The 18,011-nt window shown below is 74.5% G+C and carries 15 protein-coding genes and 1 pseudogene; 7 read left to right on the top strand and 9 right to left on the bottom strand.

Translation table 11 applies throughout. The annotated features are described in order from the left end of the window. Window positions 1–369 precede the first annotated feature (369 nt). Window positions 370–1,341 (bottom strand): pectate lyase family protein, encoded by a 972-nt coding sequence (locus RM844_RS11890; RefSeq protein ID WP_311667047.1) that lies wholly within the window; start codon window positions 1,339–1,341, stop codon window positions 370–372. Window positions 1,342–1,639: 298 nt separating this feature from the next. Here RM844_RS11890 and RM844_RS11895 point away from each other — a divergent pair, with 298 nt between their 5' ends. Next, window positions 1,640–1,873: a DUF2277 domain-containing protein gene (locus RM844_RS11895; RefSeq protein WP_311667048.1), complete on the top strand. Its 234-nt coding sequence runs from the start codon at window positions 1,640–1,642 to the stop codon at window positions 1,871–1,873. Beyond that, complete coding sequence (locus RM844_RS11900; protein ID WP_311667049.1) at window positions 1,870–2,691, top strand: alpha/beta fold hydrolase; 822 nt, start codon at window positions 1,870–1,872, stop codon at window positions 2,689–2,691. The genes RM844_RS11895 and RM844_RS11900 overlap by 4 nt, the downstream gene beginning before the upstream one ends. A gap of 90 nt (window positions 2,692–2,781) precedes the next feature. Here the strand turns inward: RM844_RS11900 and RM844_RS11905 are convergent, their stop codons facing one another. Next, window positions 2,782–4,449 (bottom strand): DUF885 domain-containing protein, encoded by a 1,668-nt coding sequence (locus tag RM844_RS11905; protein WP_311667050.1) that lies wholly within the window; start codon window positions 4,447–4,449, stop codon window positions 2,782–2,784. A gap of 42 nt (window positions 4,450–4,491) precedes the next feature. Between RM844_RS11905 and RM844_RS11910 the strand changes: the two genes are divergently transcribed. Continuing rightward, window positions 4,492–7,791 (top strand): ATP-binding protein, encoded by a 3,300-nt coding sequence (locus RM844_RS11910; RefSeq protein WP_311667051.1) that lies wholly within the window; start codon window positions 4,492–4,494, stop codon window positions 7,789–7,791. 63 nt (window positions 7,792–7,854) lie between these two features. Here RM844_RS11910 and RM844_RS11915 read toward each other — a convergent pair whose 3' ends face one another. The 5 genes from RM844_RS11915 to RM844_RS11935 all read right to left on the bottom strand — a co-directional run bounded on the left by RM844_RS11915 (window position 7,855) and on the right by RM844_RS11935 (window position 13,602). Beyond that, on the bottom strand, window positions 7,855–8,745 hold the full coding sequence (locus tag RM844_RS11915; RefSeq protein ID WP_311667052.1) for an ABC transporter permease: 891 nt from the start codon (window positions 8,743–8,745) through the stop codon (window positions 7,855–7,857). After that, window positions 8,742–9,788, bottom strand: coding sequence for an ATP-binding cassette domain-containing protein (locus RM844_RS11920; protein ID WP_311667053.1), 1,047 nt, complete (start codon window positions 9,786–9,788; stop codon window positions 8,742–8,744). The genes RM844_RS11915 and RM844_RS11920 overlap by 4 nt, the downstream gene beginning before the upstream one ends. Window positions 9,789–9,928: 140 nt before the next feature. Next, complete coding sequence (locus RM844_RS11925) at window positions 9,929–10,495, bottom strand: NADPH-dependent FMN reductase (RefSeq protein WP_311667054.1); 567 nt, start codon at window positions 10,493–10,495, stop codon at window positions 9,929–9,931. Between the two features lie 178 nt (window positions 10,496–10,673). Continuing rightward, window positions 10,674–13,262 (bottom strand): ATP-dependent Clp protease ATP-binding subunit, encoded by a 2,589-nt coding sequence (locus RM844_RS11930; RefSeq protein WP_311667055.1) that lies wholly within the window; start codon window positions 13,260–13,262, stop codon window positions 10,674–10,676. Between the two features lie 211 nt (window positions 13,263–13,473). Further along, window positions 13,474–13,602 (bottom strand): hypothetical protein, encoded by a 129-nt coding sequence (locus tag RM844_RS11935; protein WP_311667056.1) that lies wholly within the window; start codon window positions 13,600–13,602, stop codon window positions 13,474–13,476. 212 nt (window positions 13,603–13,814) lie between these two features. On the opposite strand from RM844_RS11935, the gene RM844_RS11940 reads away from it, so the two are divergent. Next, window positions 13,815–14,819: a 1-aminocyclopropane-1-carboxylate deaminase/D-cysteine desulfhydrase gene (locus tag RM844_RS11940; RefSeq protein ID WP_311667057.1), complete on the top strand. Its 1,005-nt coding sequence runs from the start codon at window positions 13,815–13,817 to the stop codon at window positions 14,817–14,819. 191 nt (window positions 14,820–15,010) lie between these two features. Here the strand turns inward: RM844_RS11940 and RM844_RS11945 are convergent, their stop codons facing one another. Both RM844_RS11945 and RM844_RS11950 read right to left on the bottom strand, forming a co-directional pair. Further along, complete coding sequence (locus tag RM844_RS11945; RefSeq protein WP_311667059.1) at window positions 15,011–15,799, bottom strand: class I SAM-dependent methyltransferase; 789 nt, start codon at window positions 15,797–15,799, stop codon at window positions 15,011–15,013. A gap of 194 nt (window positions 15,800–15,993) precedes the next feature. Then, the gene (locus tag RM844_RS11950) at window positions 15,994–16,248 is read right to left on the bottom strand and encodes a hypothetical protein (protein WP_311667060.1); all 255 of its coding nucleotides are present in this window, start codon (window positions 16,246–16,248) and stop codon (window positions 15,994–15,996) included. A 160-nt stretch (window positions 16,249–16,408) separates the two neighbouring features. Between RM844_RS11950 and RM844_RS11955 the strand changes: the two are divergent. The 3 genes and pseudogenes from RM844_RS11955 to RM844_RS11965 all read left to right on the top strand — a co-directional run bounded on the left by RM844_RS11955 (window position 16,409) and on the right by RM844_RS11965 (window position 18,011). Then, a pseudogene (locus RM844_RS11955) lies at window positions 16,409–17,215 on the top strand (helix-turn-helix domain-containing protein). After that, window positions 17,205–17,387 (top strand): DUF397 domain-containing protein, encoded by a 183-nt coding sequence (locus RM844_RS11960; protein ID WP_311667061.1) that lies wholly within the window; start codon window positions 17,205–17,207, stop codon window positions 17,385–17,387. Before RM844_RS11955 ends, RM844_RS11960 begins: the two are co-directional and overlap by 11 nt. A 207-nt stretch (window positions 17,388–17,594) precedes the next feature. Next, the gene (locus RM844_RS11965; RefSeq protein WP_311667062.1) at window positions 17,595–18,011 is read left to right on the top strand and encodes a tellurite resistance TerB family protein; all 417 of its coding nucleotides are present in this window, start codon (window positions 17,595–17,597) and stop codon (window positions 18,009–18,011) included.

Consider the following 18,011-nt stretch of genomic DNA (forward strand, 5'->3'; position numbering starts at 1 on the left):
GGTCCGGCGGTGCGCACGGCGAGCGGCGCGGGCGCCGGGCGGGGGACTTCGGGGGGCACGGGAACGTCCGACGATCCGGCCGGTGCGGGTCCGGCCGGCGGCTCGGTCGGTGGGGGGTCCCCGAGCGCGTGTTCCACCATGCGGCAGCCTCGCTCCTCGGCAGCGCTTGGGCGCGCGCCGCGCGGCGCGCTGCGGTGCCCCGGCGACGCCGCCGAGGTGGCGAGGACGATAGCGCCGCCCGGCCACGCCGACAAGGCCAGCGGCACGGCGTTCACGTGCCGTACCGCTGGCCCCGGTCAGTCGGGCGCTGCCGTGCCCGGCCCGCCGGCGGCCGGTCCGACGTCGGTCGGCCGCGCCGGTGGAGTCCCGCTAGAGCTGGCCGACCCCGGCGCCGCCGGACACGATGGACTTGACGTCGGCCGCCGCGTCGGGCGAGTAGCTGTAGGGGATGCCGGCCACCGAGCCGCCGGTCTCGCCCGAGCCGGAGTTCTCGAAGTGGTTGTCCCTGGCCACGATCGAGCCGTCGCCCGAGTCCCCCTCGCCGAGGTGGAACGGGTCGTCGGTGTTCTCGAAGTAGTTGGCCTCCACCAGCACCCCGGCGTCCTCGGTCGAGGCGACGCCGTAACTGCCGATGTCCTGGTAGTAGTTGTTGTAGACGTGCACCGGGTCGCCGAACCTGACCCGCGGGTTGCGCTGGTTGACCCCGTCGAACCAGTTGTGGTGGTACGTGACGTTCAGCTTGCCGATGTCCTCGGAGCCGTTGCCGTCGTCGTGCCCCAGCAGCATGTTCTTGTCGGAGTCGTAGGTGTGGTTCCACGACACCGTGATGTCGGTGGACGCCCGCTTGATGTCCAGCGCCCCGTCGTTGGGGTTGGTGAAGTCGTTGTGGTCGATCCAGACGTTGGTGCTGTACTGGACGTTGATCCCGTCGTCGTTCGAGTCGGCGAACACGATGTTCTGCACGATGACGTTGTCGGCCTCGCTGATGTTGAGGCCGCTGCCCTCGATGGTGGCGCCGGATCCGGCGCCGACGATGGACTTGTCCGAGGTGACCCGGACCATGGAGTCCACCGAGACGGTGCCCTCGACCTCGATCTGGAGCGGCCCGTCGCTGCCCGCGGCCTCGATCAGCTCGTCGCCCGAGGTGACCGTGACGACGTCGCCGCCGGCTCCGCCGGTGGTGCCGGCGCCGAAGCCGGTGGGGCTGCCGACCGCCAGCGGGGCGATGTCGGCCGGCTCCGAGGCCGACCCGGTCGCGGCGGTCAGGCCACCGACGGTCGCCACGGCCGCGGTCACCGCGACCGCGCTGGCCAGCTTGAATCGTGCGCTCGTCCTGCGCATGAGACTCTCCGTCCGGTATGTGGGGGGTGTTGGGGGGAGAGAAGCCGTGCCGCGCGACCTGGCATCCGCTTCGATGCTAGGGCGGGGGCTGTGGACGATGACGGGGCGTGTGTGGACTATCGCGCTGGGCGTGCGCCGGGGCGGGCGGCCGCGCGAGACGGGCGGGGCGAGCAGGGGCGAGGCGGCCAGTGGCGGGCGGCCAGTTGGGGCGGGGCGAGCGGCTGGTGGGCGGCCGGGGGCCGGCGGGCGGCGGCGGCTCGTCCGGCGGATTGTCAGTGGGCGGGGGCACACTGGGCTCATGTGTCGCAGCATCAAGACCCTCCGTCCCCCGGCCACGCCGGATGTCTCCGCGGACGACATCCGGGCGGCGGCCCTCCAGTACGTCCGCAAGGTGAGCGGCTTCCGGGCCCCGGCCGCGCACAACCGGGCGGTCTTCGACCAGGCGGTGGCCGACATCACCGCCGCCACCGAGCATCTGCTGGCCCACCTGGAGGTGCGCGGCTCCTCCGCCGGGGGCGTGAGCCGGGGGTGAGCGCGCTGCGGCTGCACGTCGGCCGGATCGACGGCCCGGCCGAGCGCACGCTGCTGGTGATCCACGGCGGCCCCGACTGGGACCACGGCTACCTGCTGGACCCGCTGCGGCGGCTCGCCGGCCGGCGCCGGGTGCTGCTGCCCGACCTGCGGGGCTGCGGCCGGTCGCCCGGCGGCCTGGCGCCCGAGCGGTACACCCCGGACGCCGCCGTGGGCGACCTGCTGGCGCTGCTCGCCGCACTCGACGTGGCCCGGGTCGACGTGCTCGGCTTCTCCTACGGCGGGCTGCTCGCCCAGCGGTTGGCGCTGGCCGCGCCGGAGCGGGTGCGCCGGCTGGTGATCGCCTCCAGCACGGTGCTGCCGGTGCCGGCCGACGCCTACGACGACTGGCCGGAACGGGCCGAGCGGCGGGCCCCCGAGGCGAGGGTCTGGGCCGACCCGACGCTGGACGGCCCGGCCCTCACCCGGGCCGCCGCGGTGGCCGGGGCGCCGGCCAACGTCTGGCGGGCGGCGGCGCTGCCTGACTATCTGGCGCGGCTGGCGCGGGTGCGCTTCACGGCCGAGTGGCTGGGCCCCTTCCGGGCCGGCACCCTGCCGCCCGCGCTGCCGACGGACGCCGCCGGCAGGCTGGCCGCGCTCGGCCTGCCGACGCTGCTGCTGCACGGCCGCCAGGACATGGTCTTCCCCGCCGCCCTGGCGGAGCGGGCCGCGCGCCGCATACCCACGGCCCGCGCCGTCCTGCTGGACGAGGCGGGCCACATGGCGCATGTCGACCAGCCGACGGCCTGGTTGGCCGCCGTCACCGACCACCTGCGCTGAACCACCGCGCTGCACCACCGCGCTGCACCGCCCCCGCGCGGCCGGCCGGCGACGGGGGCCGACCGCGGGGTCGGGCGGCGGGCCCGGTGGCTAGAGCTGGCCGAGTTCGCCCGTCAGGTCGTCCAGGCCGAGGGAGCCGAGGGACAGCGCGGCCATGTGCCAGGCGCGGGCGTCGAACGTGGCGCCGGCCCGGCGGCGGGCCGCGTCGCGGCCGGCGAGCCAGGCCCGTTCCCCCAGCTTGTAGGAGACGGCCTGCCCGGGCATGCCCAGGTAGCGGACGATCTCCGAGTCGGTGAACGACTGGTCGAAGCCGGTGCTCTGCCGGAAGAACGCGGTGGCCAGCTCCGGGGTCCAGCGTTCGCCGGGGTGGAAGTCCTCCCCGGCGGGGACACGCAGCCCCAGGTGCAGCCCGATGTCGATGATCACCCGCACCGAACGCATCATCTGGGCGGAGAGGTAGCCGAGGCGTTCGGCGGGCTCGGTGAGGTAGCCCAGCTCGTCCATCAGCCGTTCCGCGTACAGCGCCCAGCCCTCGGTCATGGCGCTGACCGAGCCGAGGCTGGCCTGGTAGGTGGAGAGCCGGTCGGCGACGTGCACCCACTGGGCGAACTGGAGGTGGTGGCCCGGCACCCCCTCGTGGTACCAGATGGAGACGAGCTGCCAGGTCGGGAAGCGGGTCGCGCCCCGGGTGGGCAGCCAGGTCCTTCCTGGCCGGCTGAAGTCCATGGACGGCCGGGTGTAGTAGGGCGCGGCGGCGCTGCCCGGCGGGGCGATCATCGCCTCCACCCGGCGCACCGGTTCGGCCAGGTCGAAGTGGACGCCGTCCAGCGCGTCGATGGCCCGGTCCATCAGCTCCTGGAGCCAGTTCCGGACCGCCTCCTCCCCCTCGATGGCGGTGCCGTGCTCCTCCAGGTGCCGCATGGTGGCCAGGGTGGTCTCGCCCGGCAGCACCTCGGCGGCGGCGGCGCGCATCTCCGCGGTCAGCCGGCGGTACTCGGCCCAGCCGTAGGCATAGGCCTCGTCCAGGTCCAGGTGGGCGCCGTTCCAGGCGCGGGCGCCGAGCAGGTAGCGGTCCCGGCCGACGCCGTCGGGGGTGTGGGCGGCGGCCGGCAGGTAGCTGTCGGTCAGGTAGCGGCGCAGCTCGGCCACGGCGGCGCTGGCCTGCCGGGCGGCTTCGTCGAGTTCGGCGCGCAGCTCGGCGGGTCCTCCGGCGACGAGGGTGGTGTACCAGTCGGCGGCGAGGAGTTCGCGCAGCTGCTCGGCGAGGGTGCGCACCTGCCGGGGTGCGGCCAGCAGCCCGCGCTCGACGCCGACGGTCAGGCTCTCGGTGTAACCGGCGAGCGCGCGGGGGGTGTTGCGCAGCTGGCCGGCGATGACCGCCCAGTCGTCCGGGGTCTCCTTGGGGGCCTGGATGAGCATGCCGCGGAGGTGGAAGAAGGGGGAGAACAGGTTGCGCACCTGGCGCAGCCCCTCGCCGGCCTCGTGGTTGTCCAGCTCGGTGGTCAGGCGTTCGCGGAGGAGTCGGGCCGCGCGGCGTTCCACGGCCGGTAGCCCGTCGTCGGCGGCGGCCTCGGCGGCGGTCAGGTCCCGCAGGGTGGCGCGGCGCGCCTCGGCTATCTCCTCCTGTCCCGCCGGCGAGTAGTCGGGGAGCGCCGAGACGCCGGGGCGGATACCGAGGGCGAGGCCCGTGGACGGGTCGAGGTCGGCCAGCGTCTCTACGTGGGCGTCAGCGATGAGCCGAGGGGTGGAAGGCAGCATTGTGTCATCCTCATACAGCACAGGACACGACGGAAGGCACACGTGTTCGATCCACTGATCGGCCGGGAGCACGCCCTGTCGGTGCTCGGCGCCGAGATCGCCAGGGCCGCCGCCAGCCACGGTGGTCTGGTGCTGGTCGCCGGGGAGGCCGGCATCGGCAAGACCGCGCTGGTCACCCGGGCCGCCCAGGAGGCCGGCCGGCAGGGCTTCCTGGTGCTGGGGGGTTCCTGTTGGGACGCGGACAACGCGCCGGGGCACTGGCCGTGGGTGCAGGTGCTGCGCGCGCTGCGCCGGCTGCTGGACGCCGAGGAGTGGGCGGAGTTGGCGCGTGTCTCGGGCCACGCGCTGGGCGTGCTGCTGGGTGGGTCGGACGAGCCGGCCGGGCGCGGGCCGGGCGAGGACGGCGCGCGCGGCGACTTCGCGCTCTTCGACGCGCTGACCACGGCGCTGGTGACGGCCGCTCAGCGCCGGCCGCTGCTGGTGGTCATCGACGACCTGCACTGGGCGGACGCCGCCTCGCTGCGACTGCTCCGCTTCGTCGCCCAACACACATGGTTCGAGCGGGTGTTGTTGGTGGGCACCTACCGGGACGCGGAGCTGGGCCCGGCGGCCGACGGCGGGCCGGGCGACGGCGGGCCGGCGCAGGCCTCGGCGACCGACCCGGCGGCGACCACGGAGGCGGGCGCCGGGGGAACGGCGGCACCGCAGCCCCGTTCGCCGCTGGCGGCCGTGCTGCCGCTGCTGGCCCGCGCCACCACGCTCTCGCTCGGCGGCCTGGACGAGGCCGAGGTGGGAGCGCTGATCGGCCGCACGGTGGGCCGGGAGCCGGACGGCGCGCTGGTGGCCGAGGTGCACCGGCGCACCGGCGGCAACCCGTTCTTCGTCGAGGAGACCGCCCGGCTCTGGCACGCCGGTGGCGGCACGGTGCCGCCCGGGGTGGCGGACGCGGTGCGCCGGCGGGTGGCGCTGCTGCCCGGTGAGGTGACCGAACTGCTGCGGCAGGCCGCGGTGTTGGGCCGGGAGTTCCACCGGCGGGTGCTGGCCGGCAGCCTGGCGACGCCGCCGGCCCGCGCCGACCGACTGCTGGAGACGGCGCTCACCGCCCGGCTGGTGGTGCGGCGGGGCACCGGCCGGTTCGGCTTCGTCCACGACCTGGTGCGGGAGACGCTCTACGCGCAGCTGCCGGAGGCCGAGGCGCGGCGCCGGCACGCGGCCGTGGTCCGGGGCCTGGACCAGCAGCCGGAGTTGGCCGACCTGGTGGTGCCGGCCGACCGGGCCCGGCACGCGCTGCTGGCCGGCGACCAGGTGCCGGCGGCGAGCACGCTGGCCCTGCTGCGGGCGGCGGCGGCCGACGCGGGCAGCCGGATGGCGTACGACGAGGAGCTCGGCCACCTGCGGCGGGCCCACGAGCTGGCCGCCGACGTGGACCCCAGGCGTCGGGTGCTGCTCGGTCTCGAACTGGCCGAGAGCCTGGCGGCGGACGGCGCGTGGGAGGCCGTGTGGCCGTACGTCCAGGGCGCGTTGGCGGAGGCCGAGCGGCTGGCCGACCCGCTGCTGTCGGCCCGGGTGGCCCTCCGCCTGCACCGGTCCCGGGCGGCGCGCCGCGGGCTGGTGCGGGAGACGCTGCCGGCGCTGCTGGCCGCGGCGCACGGCCAGCTGGTGCCCCGGGGTGGCGAGCAGCCGGTGCCGGCGCCCGACGACCAGCCGACGCTGAACCGGCTGGCCCGCGAACTCGCCGTGCGCGTCGCGGTGTTGGGGCGGCGCGAGGGGAACGACGACGTGCTGGCCGCCGGCCTCTGGTCCCGGCACGCGGCGATCTGGGGCCCCGGCTCGGCGGACGAACGGGCGGTGCTCACCCAGGAGTTGGCCGCCCTGGCGCGCCGCACCGGGGACGCCGACCTGGAGCACTTCGCGACCTCGCTGCGCTGGGTGGCGCTGTTGGAGCTGGGCGACCCGGACTACCGGAAGCAGCTGCGGGAGTTCGAGACGACGGTGGCCCGGCTGGCCCGGCCCAGCTTCGAGGTGTCGGCGCTGGTCGACCGGGCGGTGGTCGCCGCCCTCCAGGGCGACTTCGCCGAGTCCGAACGGCTCCAGGACCGGGCCGAGTCGCTGGTCACCGAGCGCCGCCAGGACCGTATCTACCAGCGGCACGTGCTGCACATGGACTGGAGTCGGCTGCTGCTCCAGGGGCGGCTGGCGGAGGCCGAGGAGCTGCTGGCCGAACTGCCGGCGGTGGGCTACCGCCATCCGGAGCTGCTGGAGGGCATCACCGCGGCGGAGCGCGGCGACGGCGAGCGGGTCTGCTGGGCGCTGGCCGCGGCCGGCGACGGGGACCAGCGCTATCCGGGGTCGGTCCGAGCGCTCTGGCTGCGTTTCCAGGCGCAGGCCGCGGTGCTGCTGGGGGACCGGCGGCGCTGCCTGGCGGTGGCCGAGACGCTGGCGCCGGTCGCCGACCAGTGGGCGGTCTCGCTCTACGGCTCCGACATCGGCGGCCCGTTCGCGCTGTGGCTCGGCGAGTTGGCGGCGGCGCTGGGCGACTGGGAGACGGCGGCGGCGCGGTTCGCCGCGGCGGCGCGCTCGGCCGATCTGCTGCGGGCCCGGCCGTGGGCCGCGCGGGCGCGGGTGCGGCAGGCTGAGGTGCTGCTGACCGTCGGCGGGCCAGGCGCCGGCGAGGAGGCGGAGGCGCTGTTGCGGGCGGCGGGCGGGGAGGCCGAGGAGTTGGGGCTGGCGCGGCTCGGCGCGCGGGTGCGGGAGGTCAGGGACGGCCGGCTGTCGCTGGGGCGACAGGACGGGGAGGAGGCGGAGTTCCGCTTCGACGGCGCGCTGTGGACGCTGTTCTTCGCGGGCCGCACGGTGCGGCTGCCGCCCGCGAAGGGGCTCACCGACCTGCGGGAGCTGCTGGCCAGGCCGGGCACCGACGTGCCGGCGGCCCGGCTGCTGAACCCGGCCGGCGGCGAGGAGCTGGCGGCGGCCCGTTCGCTGGGCGGTGACCCGGTGTTGGACGACACCGCCAGGGCTGCCTACCGGCGGCGGCTGGCCGAGCTGGACGCGGAGATCGACCGGGCGGACGCCCGGGGGGACGCCGCCGGGGCCGGCCGGCTGGACGGCGAACGCCGGGCTCTGCTGGCCGAGCTGCGGGCGGCGGCCGGCCTCGGCGGGCGGGCCCGGCGGCTGGGCGACGAGGCCGAACGGGCCAGGAAGACCGTGACCGCCCGGATCAGGGACACCCTGCGGCGGCTGGACGAGCGGCACCCGGAGCTGGCCGCCCACCTGCGGGCCGCCGTCACCACCGGGACGCGGTGCGGCTACCACCCGAAGGAGCGGGTGCGCTGGCGGCTCTGAGCCACCGGCGCCCCCGCCCGGGCCGCCACCCCCGGGTAGCGCGGCTACTCGCGGCTGTAGCGGCTACTTGCGGTTGTAGAGGCGCATGGTGAGGGTGCCGAAGACCGCGGTCAGCAGCGCCGCCGCCACGAACACCCAGAGCAGCTGGCCGGCCTCGACGTTCCCGTCCATCAGGCCGCGGACGGCGGCGACCAGCCGGGTCACCGGGTTGACGTCGACCAGGGACTGGAGCCAGTCGGGCATGGTGTCGGGGGAGACCATGATGTTGCTCAGGAAGGTGGCCGGGAAGAGCACCATCATGCTGACGCCCATCACCGACTTCTCCGAGCGCAGCAGCAGGCCGAACATCGTCCACACCCAGGAGAAGGCGAAGGAGAAGCCGACCAGCAGGGCGATGGCCAGCAGCACACCTATCGGGCCGCCGGCCGGCCGGTAGCCGAGGACCAGGCCGAGCGCCAGGATGACGACCGAGGCGATGCTGTAGCGCAGCATGTCGCCCAGCAGGTAGCCGACCATCGCGGACGGCCGCCAGACCGGCAGGGTGCGGAAGCGGTCGAAGACGCCCTTGGCGATGTCGGTGTTGACCGCGACGCCGGTGTACATCGTGGTCATCACGACGCTCATCACCATGATCCCGGGCAGCAGGAACTGGAGGTACTCGCTGGTCGAGCCGGCCAGCGCGCCGCCGAACAGGTAGGTGAACATCAGCGTCATCATCACCGGGAAGACGGTGACGTCGGCGAGCTGCTCGGGGACGTGCTTGATCTTCAGCATCGCCCGCCAGCCGAAGGTGACGGAGGCGGAGAGCGGGCTGGGGCGCGGGGGCCGCTGGCCGGGCGCCAGCACGGCGGCCAGCGTCGCGTGGTCCGGCTCGTAGCCGTCCGCCGGCTCGGCCGCGGCCGGGGTGGCGGCCTCGGCCGCGCTCGGGGTGGTGGTGTCCGCCGCGGTGCTCATGCCACGGCCTCCTTCTGCTCGTTGTCGGACCGCGGGCGGTCGGGGTCGGTGGGGCCGGTGGGGCGCGCGGGCTCGGCCGGCCTGCCGGTGAGGGCCAGGAAGACCTCGTCCAGGCTGGGCTGGCCGAGCGCGAAGTCGTCGACCGTGACGCCGCCGGCGGCCAGCTCGCCGAGGGCGGCGGCGGCCCGCTCCGCGGGGCCGCGCGCGGTGTCGTCGGCGGGCAGCCGGGCGGTCAGCGAGAGCGGGTCGGCGTCCAGCTGGACCTCCGTGCCGAGCCGGGCGGCCAGCACCCGGCGGGCCGCCTCACGCTGGTCGGCCGCGCGCAGCCGGACCCGGACGGAGCCAGCGCCGACCGAGGACTTCAGCTCGCCCGGCGTGCCCTCGGCGATCACCCGGCCGGCGTCGATGACGGCGATCCGGCCGGCCAACTGGTCGGCCTCGTCGAGGTACTGGGTGGTGAGCAGCACCGTGGTGCCCTGGGCGACGACGGCCCGCACGATGTCCCAGACCTGGTTCCTGCTGCGCGGGTCGAGGCCGGTGGTGGGCTCGTCGAGGAAGAGGAGATCCGGGGTGTTGAGGATGCTGGCGGCGATGTCCACCCGGCGGCGCATCCCGCCCGAGTAGTTCTTCACCTGCTTGTCGGCGGCGGCGGTCAGCCCGAAGGCGGCCAGCAGCTGCTCGGCGCGCTGGCGGGCGGCCGGCTTGCGGTGGCCCAGCAGGCGGGCCAGGAGTATCAGGTTCTCCGCGCCGGTGAGGTCCTCGTCGACCGAGGCGTACTGCCCGGTCAGGCTCACCCGGGAGCGGACCAGCTCCGCCTCGGCGACCACGTCGTGCCCGAACACCCGGGCCTCGCCGCCGTCCGGGCGCAGCAGCGTGGCCAGCATCCGGACCGTCGTGGTCTTGCCGGCGCCGTTCGGCCCCAGCACGCCGTAGACCGTGCCGGCCGGGACGGCCAGGTCGACGCCGTTGACGGCGCGCTGCGCGCCGAAGGTCTTGACGAGCCCCGATGTCTCGATCGCCCACTCGTCCCCGCGCTCACTCATTCCAGTCCTCTCCAAGGGGTGTTGCGGGGTGGACCGCCCCGGCGGGAAGAACTCATCGCCCCGACACACCCGTAATCGAATTTCCGTTCGTTTTCCTGGGTAGCCTAACGCGGGGGTCTGACAACGCCCCGGCGCGCGGCTCAGCCCACGTAGGGCCGCCGCAGCTTGGCCTCGCGCAGCGCCAGGCCCCACCACCGCAGCTCGGCCAGCATCGCGTCGGCCGCGGCCGCGTGCGCCGGGCCGCCCAGCGGTGCCGCCAGGTCGATCGCCACGCAGTCGCGCACCGGCACCGTCCGCAGCTCGTTGAAGACCAGCCGCAGCCCGGCCACCGCGAACTGGCCGCAGCCGCCGTGCCCGTACGAGACGAAGCCCACCGGCTTGGCGTGCCACTCGTCGTAGGCGTAGTCCACGGCCTGCTTGAGCGAGGCCGGGTAGCCGCCGTTGTACTCGGGGGTGACCACGACGAAGCCCTCGGCCGCGTCGATCGCCCGCGCGAACCGGCACATCTCGGCGGTCGGCTCCTCGGGGAACCGCGCCGGGAACACGTAGTCCGCCAGGTCGACCGCCTCGGCGACCAGGTCGTCCCGGCCCTCGACCCGCGCCAGGACCCATGCCCCGACCGCCTCGCCGACCCGCCCCTCGCGGGTGCTGCCGACCAGCACCGCCAACCGCAGCGGTGTCCGCCTCCCGGCCGAATCCCGTGTCACGCCGCCCACCTCCCCGGCTCCGCGCCGGCCGCTCCGGCGCCCGCACCCCACGGGCGCCAGAACGGCCGCGAGATCGGATCTAGCGGACACCCCCACGCGTCCGGACACCCGCACGACCGGACGCCCCGCACCGCCCGGCGGCTCCTCCTCCCGGTCCCTGGGCGGGCGGCCGGTCCCGCTACCCCCCGCCGGTGCCGGACCCGGCCGGCTCCCGCGCCCGGAAGTCCAGCCGGCCGTCCGCGACATCCACGGTCAGCGTCGAGTGCGGGGCCAGCTCGCCGCGCAGCAGCCGCCGGGACAGCTCGTTGGTCACCTCGCGCTGGATGGTGCGGCGCAGCGGCCGGGCCCCGTACTCCGGCTGGTAGCCGCGCTCCGCCAGCCAGTCCACCGCGGCCGGGGTGAACGTCACCGCCACGTCCTGGGCGTGCAGCTGGTGCCGGGTCTCGTTGAGCAGCAGGTCGGTGACCTCGCGCAGCTGCTCGCGGGCCAGCTGGCGGAAGATCACGATCTCGTCGATCCGGTTCAGGAACTCGGGCCTGAAGTGCTCCCGCAGCGGACGCACCACCCGCTCCCGGCGCTCCGCGTCGTCGCCCTGGCCGCCGGCGAAGCCGGCCCGCGGGCCGCGCGCGCTGATCGCCTCGGAGCCCAGGTTGCTGGTCATCACGATCACCGTGTTGCTGAAGTTGACCTTCCGGCCCTGGGCGTCGGTCAGCCGCCCGTCGTCCAGCACCTGGAGCAGGATGTTGAACACGTCCGGGTGCGCCTTCTCCACCTCGTCCAGCAGCAGCAGCGAGTACGGGTTCCGGCGCACCGTCTCGGTCAGCTGGCCGGCCTCCTCGTGGCCGACGTAGCCGGGCGGGGCGCCCACCAGCCGGCTGACCGTGTGCCGCTCCTGGTACTCGCTCATGTCCAGCCGGACCATCCGGTCGTCGCTGCCGAAGAGCGCCTCGGCCAGCGCCCTGGCCAGCTCGGTCTTGCCCACCCCGGTCGGGCCGAGGAAGAGGAAGCTGCCGATCGGCCGGTCCCCGCTGGCCAGCCCGGCGCGGGAGCGGAGCACCGCGTCGGCGACCGCGTCAACCGCCTCGTCCTGGCCGATCACCCGCTCCTTCAACCGCCCGGCCAGACCGAGCAGCCGGTCCCGCTCCTCCTCGGTGAGGCTGCTCACCGGGATGCCGGTCTGCCGGGAGACCACGTCGGCGATGTCGTCCACGGTGACCTCGGCGATCCGGTCCCGGTCGGGACGCCGCCGCCCCTCGTCCTCGATCCGCCGCTCCAGCTCGGCGATCCGGTCCCGCAGCTCGCTGGCCCGCTCGTAGTCCTCGGCGGCCACCGCCTGGTCCTTGTCGCGGCCGGTCTGCTCCAGGTCCCGTTGCAACGTCCGCACGTCCCCGCTGGTGGTCGAGGCGCGCATCCGCACCCGCGCGCCAGCCTGGTCGATCAGGTCGATCGCCTTGTCCGGCAGGAACCGGTCGGTGAGGTAGCGGTCGGCCAGCCGCACCGCGGCCACCAGCGCGTCGTCGGCGTATCGCACCTGGTGGTGCGCCTCGTAGCGGTCCCGCAGCCCGCGCAGGATGGTCACCGCGTCCTCGGTGGTCGGCTCGGGCACCAGGATCGGCTGGAAGCGGCGGGCCAGCGCCGCGTCCCGCTCGATGTACCGCCGGTGCTCCTCCAGCGTGGTGGCGCCGATGACGTGCAACTCGCCGCGGGCCAGCGCAGGTTTGAGGATGTTGGCGGCGTCCATCGCGCCGCCCTCGCCGCCCCCGCCGCCGGCGCCGACCACGGTGTGCAGCTCGTCGATGAAGACGATCACCTGGTCGGACTGGGCGCGGATCTCGTCGATCAGCCCGGTCAGCCGCTCCTCGAAGTCGCCCCGGTAGCGGGTGCCGGCCACCAGCGCCGAGAAGTTGAGCTGCACCACCCGCCTCTCCAGCAGCACGTCCGGCACGTCCCCCTCGACCATCCGCTGGGCCAGTCCCTCGACCACCGCGGTCTTGCCGACGCCGGCCTCACCGATCAGCACCGGGTTGTTCTTGCCCCGCCGGGCCAGCACCTCCACGGTCTGCTCGATCTCCCGCTCCCGGCCGATCACCGGGTCGATCTCCCCGGCCCTGGCCAGCTCGGTCAGGTCCCGGCCGTAGCGGTCGAGGTTCGGGGTGCGTCCGCCGTCCCCCCGGCCGCCGGCCGCCGGGCGCGGCCCGGCGCCGCGTTCGGCGCCCGCGCCGAGCGGGCCGCCGGCCGGGCCGGCGGCGGAGGCGGACGGGTCGAACCTGGCGGCGTCCAGGGTGCGGCCGGCCGTCGAGTCCTTGTTGGCGGCCAGCGCCAGCAGCAGGTGCTCCGGGCCGATGTAGCTGGCGCCGGAGGCCAGCGCCACCCGGTGCGCGTCCAGCAGCGCGCGCTTGGCCGCCGGGCTCACCGAGATGGAGGCGCGGGCCGGCCCCTCCCGCTCGCCGGCCCGGTCGTCGATCGCCTGGGCCAGCGCGTCCGGGTCGGCCCCCGACCTGGCCACCATCGACCGGGTCGGCTCGGTGACCAGCGCGGTCCGCAGCAGGTGCTCGGTGTCCAGGTCGTCGCTGCCGTGCCGGGCCGCGTAGGAGGCGGCGCCGGAGACCAGCTGCCAGGCCGGCTCGCTCATCAGCCGGAGGTAGTCGTGGTACCCCCGGTCGGGGCCGGCCCCGCCGAGGGGCGCGCCGGCGCCGCCGAAGAGCCGCGCCAGGTACTCCCCCAGCGGATCGCGGCCGAAGTCGTCAGGACCCAAAGGACTCGTCATCGCTGCCACCCGTCGGCCGGCCAGCGCCCTGGCCGGGATCGCTCGTGCTGGACGTGTGCCAGCGCCGAGTTCCCCCCGGCCGCCGATCCACACCCCGCCCCTGACGGACGGGACGGGGCGGGACGGCGGCCGAGTGCGGGCGGGGGTGGAGCGGGACGGAACGGGTCAGCGGGCGCCGCCGGTCAGTGGGCGTGAACGCGGGCCCGCCGGGTCAGCCGCGATGGGGGGAACACGTGACGGAGGACTGACAGGCGTACCCCCGGCCCTTGCAGTGCCAGCAGCGGTGCGGGGCGACCACGCCCTCCGCCTCGCCGTTGTTCGAGAGGTAGAACGTCTCCATGACGTCCACCCGTTGACCGCCGCAGCCCCGGCACTGGGGATGCGGACCCGGGCATCTGAACTGCCATCTCCTGGTCATGCCGTTGGTGGCCTTCCGTATCGGTGGGGGCGATTCGGTCCGCATCGGTGGGGACGATCCGGTGAGTGTTACCACTGAGTCACTTCTACCCGGTCCACACGGGACCTATATCCGTGCTTCATACACTTGTCCTGATGCTGCCAAACTTGCCGCCCGAGCCGGCGGCCACCCCGGTTCCGGCCGGCGCGCCCGCCCCCGAGTGGCGCGCCTGGACGGCGGCCGCCGCGCTGCCCGCGCCGCTCCAGCCGGTCTCCGACCCGCGGCTGGCCCGGGCCGGGGTCAGCCTGTGGCTCAAGCGGGACGACCTGATCCACCCGGTGGTCTCCGGCAACAAGTGGCGCAAGCTGCTGCCCAACCTGCGCGCCGCGCACGCCGCCGGCCAGCGGCGGCTGCTGACCTTCGGCGGCGCCTACTCCCACCACCTGACGGCGGTGGCCGCCGCCGCGGCCGCCACCGGCTTCGCCAGCGTCGGCCTGGTGCGCGGCGACGAGCTGGCGGACGCGCCCCGCAACCCGGCGCTGGCCAGGGCCGAACGGGACGGCATGACGCTGGCCTTCCTCAGCCGCGCCGACTACCGGCGGACGCTGCGGGAGTTGACCGAGCCGGCCACCACGCGCCGGCTGACGGAACGATTCGGCCCGGCCTACCTGCTGCCCGAGGGCGGCTCCAACGCGCTGGCCGCGCGCGGCGCCGCCGAGCTGGTCACCGAGCTGGCCGGCCAGCTGCCCGACCTCGGCCCGGGCGACGTGGTCTGCTGCCCGGTCGGCAGCGGCGGCACGCTGGCCGGCATCGCCGCCGCGCTGCCGCCCGGCGCCCAGGCGCTGGGCGTCGCGGTGCTGCGCGGCGGCGCCGGCTACCTGGAGGCCGAGATCACCGCGCTGCACCGGGCGGGCTGGCCCGGCCGGACGTTCGACCGGTGGTCCGTCGACCACGCGCACCACGGCGGCGGCTACGGCCGGATACCGGCCGAACTGGCCGCGTTCACCGACCGGTTCGAGGCGGAGCACGGGCTGCGGCTGGAACGCCGCTACGTCGCCAAGGCGGTGAGCTGCCTCTACCACCGCGCGCTGCGCGGCGACTTCCCGCACGGCACCCGGCTCACCGCCGTCATCACCGGCGCCCCCAGCGACCACGACTGAGCCGCGGCTCGGCCTTCGAGGGGCCGCCCGCGAGCGCCCGAGGTCGGGGCGCGCGGACTCGGCAAGCCCGCCGCCTCAGGCCCCGAGCCGGCCTGGGCCCCGCCGGCCCAGGCCGCGAACCGGCCCAGGCCACGAACCGGCCCAAGCCGCCAGCCGGCTCAGGAAACTTGCCGTCTCGGGCCCCGCCGGGCTCAGGCCCCGCCGGCCGTGATCCGCAGCTTGGACTGGCCGTGCGGCAGCCGCTCCCAGTCGTCCATGAAGCGGGCCTTCAGCCCGTGCCGTTCGGCCAGTCCCACCAGCGTCTCCGTCCGGTAGTAGAAGTCCTCGCGCAGCACGTGGTGTTCGCGGCCCTCGGTGCGGTCGAAGGTGAAGTCGAAGAAGCCACCGGGGGCCAGCACCCGGCCGACATGGGCGAGGCACTCGTCGATCACCTCGATCGGCGAGTGCGAGAACACGCTGTGCGCGTGCACCACGTCGAAGTGTCCGTCCGGCAGGAAGTCCAGGGTCAGGTCGCCGCTGATGGTCAGGTACGGCAGCTTGGCCTGCAACTCGTAGGTCACCAGCGTCTTCTTCGCGCTGACCAGGATGTCGGGGGAGATGTCGATGCCGTAGTAGTGCCCCGGCTCCAGGTAGTCGATGAACCGCCAGCCGGCCCGCAGGTTGCCGCAGCCGATGTCCAACATCCGGTGCGCCGGCGTCAGTCCGTGCTCGCGCAGGTAGTCGAACTGCATCAACCCCAGCGCCAGCCACCGCTGGTGGCTGCGGCTGCCGACGGCGGCCGCCGGGTCGCGGGCGGCGTCCGAGGCCATCACCGCGCGGTAGTAGCCGACATGGTCCCGGTGTCTGGCCCGCAGCCACAGGTCGCGGGCGGTGCGCCGCAGATACGGCACCACCCGCTCCGGGTGCCGGGCGGCGTACCGCGCCCGGTGCACCACGCTGGCCCGGTTCACGTTCAGCTTCTTCCGTGGCTGGCCCGCCATGAACGGCTCACTTTCCTCGGCGTCCCCCACGCCAGCCTGGGTCACCGGCCCGCCCGGCGGCAAAGCGGCACGCGGCGAACGCCGAAGGTCCCCACCGCCCGGTGACCGCCGCAGCGTCGCGTTGACGCGGAAGCCACCCCCGCACCGGCGCTGGGCAGGCCGGTGCGAGGGTGGCAGCTGGAGGTGGAGGGCTCTCAGCCCGTCGTCTGCCGGACCGGGGCGGCGTTCAGCGCCTCGACGATCCGCCGCACGATGTCGCCGCGGGCTCCGCCCAGCTGCACCAGGCAGGAGTCCGGGTCGGGGTTGTCCACATACGTCGACTCCAGGCCGAGCGACGGCAGGACGAGGCCGTGCCGGCGCAGGGCCTTGCTCATCTCCGCTACCAGGCCCAGCGGTTCGTCATCGTCGTAGGACAGGTCGATCTCGTCGCTGCGAAGGTACGTGATCACGCGCTTACCTCCTTCGGGGGTGGGTCACGAGAACACCACACACGGCGACGCGATGCTGTGCATGATGCGAGCTCGGGAATCCCCGTAGTGGCGTGAAATGGGGCAGTCGCAGGAAGAAGGACTGGTGGGGACGTTGAATGTTGTAGCAAGTCCTGGGGGAATGAACGACCTTGAGTATCTTGGGGTCGAGGTGAAGGGCGCGCGGGACCGGGCCGGCCTCTCGCAGCGCCAGTTCGCGGCCGGGACGGGGTTCAGCCAGAGCTCCATCAGCAAGGTTGAACACGGAGCGCTCATCCCTTCGGAGGACTTCGCGCGGAAGTGCGATCTGGTGCTGGCCACGGACGGGCTCTTCGAGCGGATGCGCGCCCGCGTGGTCGAACGCGGCCACCCCAGCTGGTTCGCGCCGTTCGCCAAGCTGGAGAAGCAGGCGGTAGAGATCTTCTACTACTCGACCTGGCTGCTGCCCGGGCTCCTTCAGACCGAGGAGTACGCCCGGGCGATCTTTCAGGGTGGCAATCCAGACCAGCCTGAGGACTGGGTGAACCACCAGGCGAAGGCCCGAGTGGCCAGAAAAGAGACGCTCACCACGAAGGATGCGCCTACCTTCTGAGCCGTGATCCAGGAGTCGGCCCTGCACACCCGCATCGGCGGCAGCCGGGTGATGTGCGAACAGTTGCTCTCCCTGGTGACCGCCGCCGAGACGCCCCGGGTGACCATCCAGGTGATCCCCTTCACGGCAGGTGCGCCGACTGCCACCGACGCGTTCATCCGCTTGCGACTCCGCGACCGGCGGGCAATCGTGTACGCGGACACCGTGATGGGCGGACAGATGAGCGAGTCCCCGGACCGAGTAGCCTTCACCGCGAGGACGGCCGACCTGCTCCGGGCCGAGGCACTGAGCCCGCAGACATCCATCCGCCTTCTCAAGAAGATCGCAAAGGGAATGCGGAGAGACGATGAAGACTGACACCCGGTGGCGGAAGTCCTCCTACAGCAGCAGCCAGGGCGGCGACTGCCTCGAAGTACGGGACGACGTCCCCGGCACCGTCCCCGTCCGCGACAGCAAGCTCACCGGCGGCCCGGTCCTCACCATCTCCACCGCGGCCTGGACCAACTTCCTGCGTCTCGCCAGGCGTTGACCGCACCCGACCGCACGCGAGCCCCCCGTGGACGACGACCCCCCGGGGGGTTCGTCCGTGTCGGCGTTCGGGCCGCCGAATGGACATCGGCCGGCCAGGCGGAATAATCAGTCCCGAGGGACGGTCGGGAACGGCGGTGCGGCACCGGGGGGGCTCGGGAGTCGGCGGCCGGCCCGCCGAGACGAGGGGGGCTAGGTGGGCAAGGAAATGCACGACTGGTTGGCCAACCGCAAGGCGGCGTTCCGTGGCGCGCCCTACCGGGACGCCAGCATGGCGATGTGCGCCCTGGTGGCCACGGCGGACGGCTCCGTCCACCCGGCCGAGCGGAAGCGCGTCGAGTCGCTGATCGCCGGGCACGAACGGCTGAAGCACTTCCCGCCGGACCAGTTACTGCGTCTCTTCAACCGGCACATCGACCGGCTCGGCGCGGACTTCCGGCGGGCCAGGGTCGGGGTGCTGCGGGAGATCGCCAAGGTCAGGGAGCAGCCGGCGCTGGCCCGCGCGGTGATCAGGACCGGCGTCGTGGTCGCCGGCGCCGACGGCCACTACGCCCACGCGGAACGCCAGGTCATCCACGAGGTCTGCGAACTGCTCAACGTCTCCCCCACCGAGTTCGGCCCCTGA

The organism is Streptomyces chisholmiae, from assembly GCF_031845445.1.
Classification (GTDB): domain Bacteria; phylum Actinomycetota; class Actinomycetes; order Streptomycetales; family Streptomycetaceae; genus Streptomyces; species Streptomyces chisholmiae.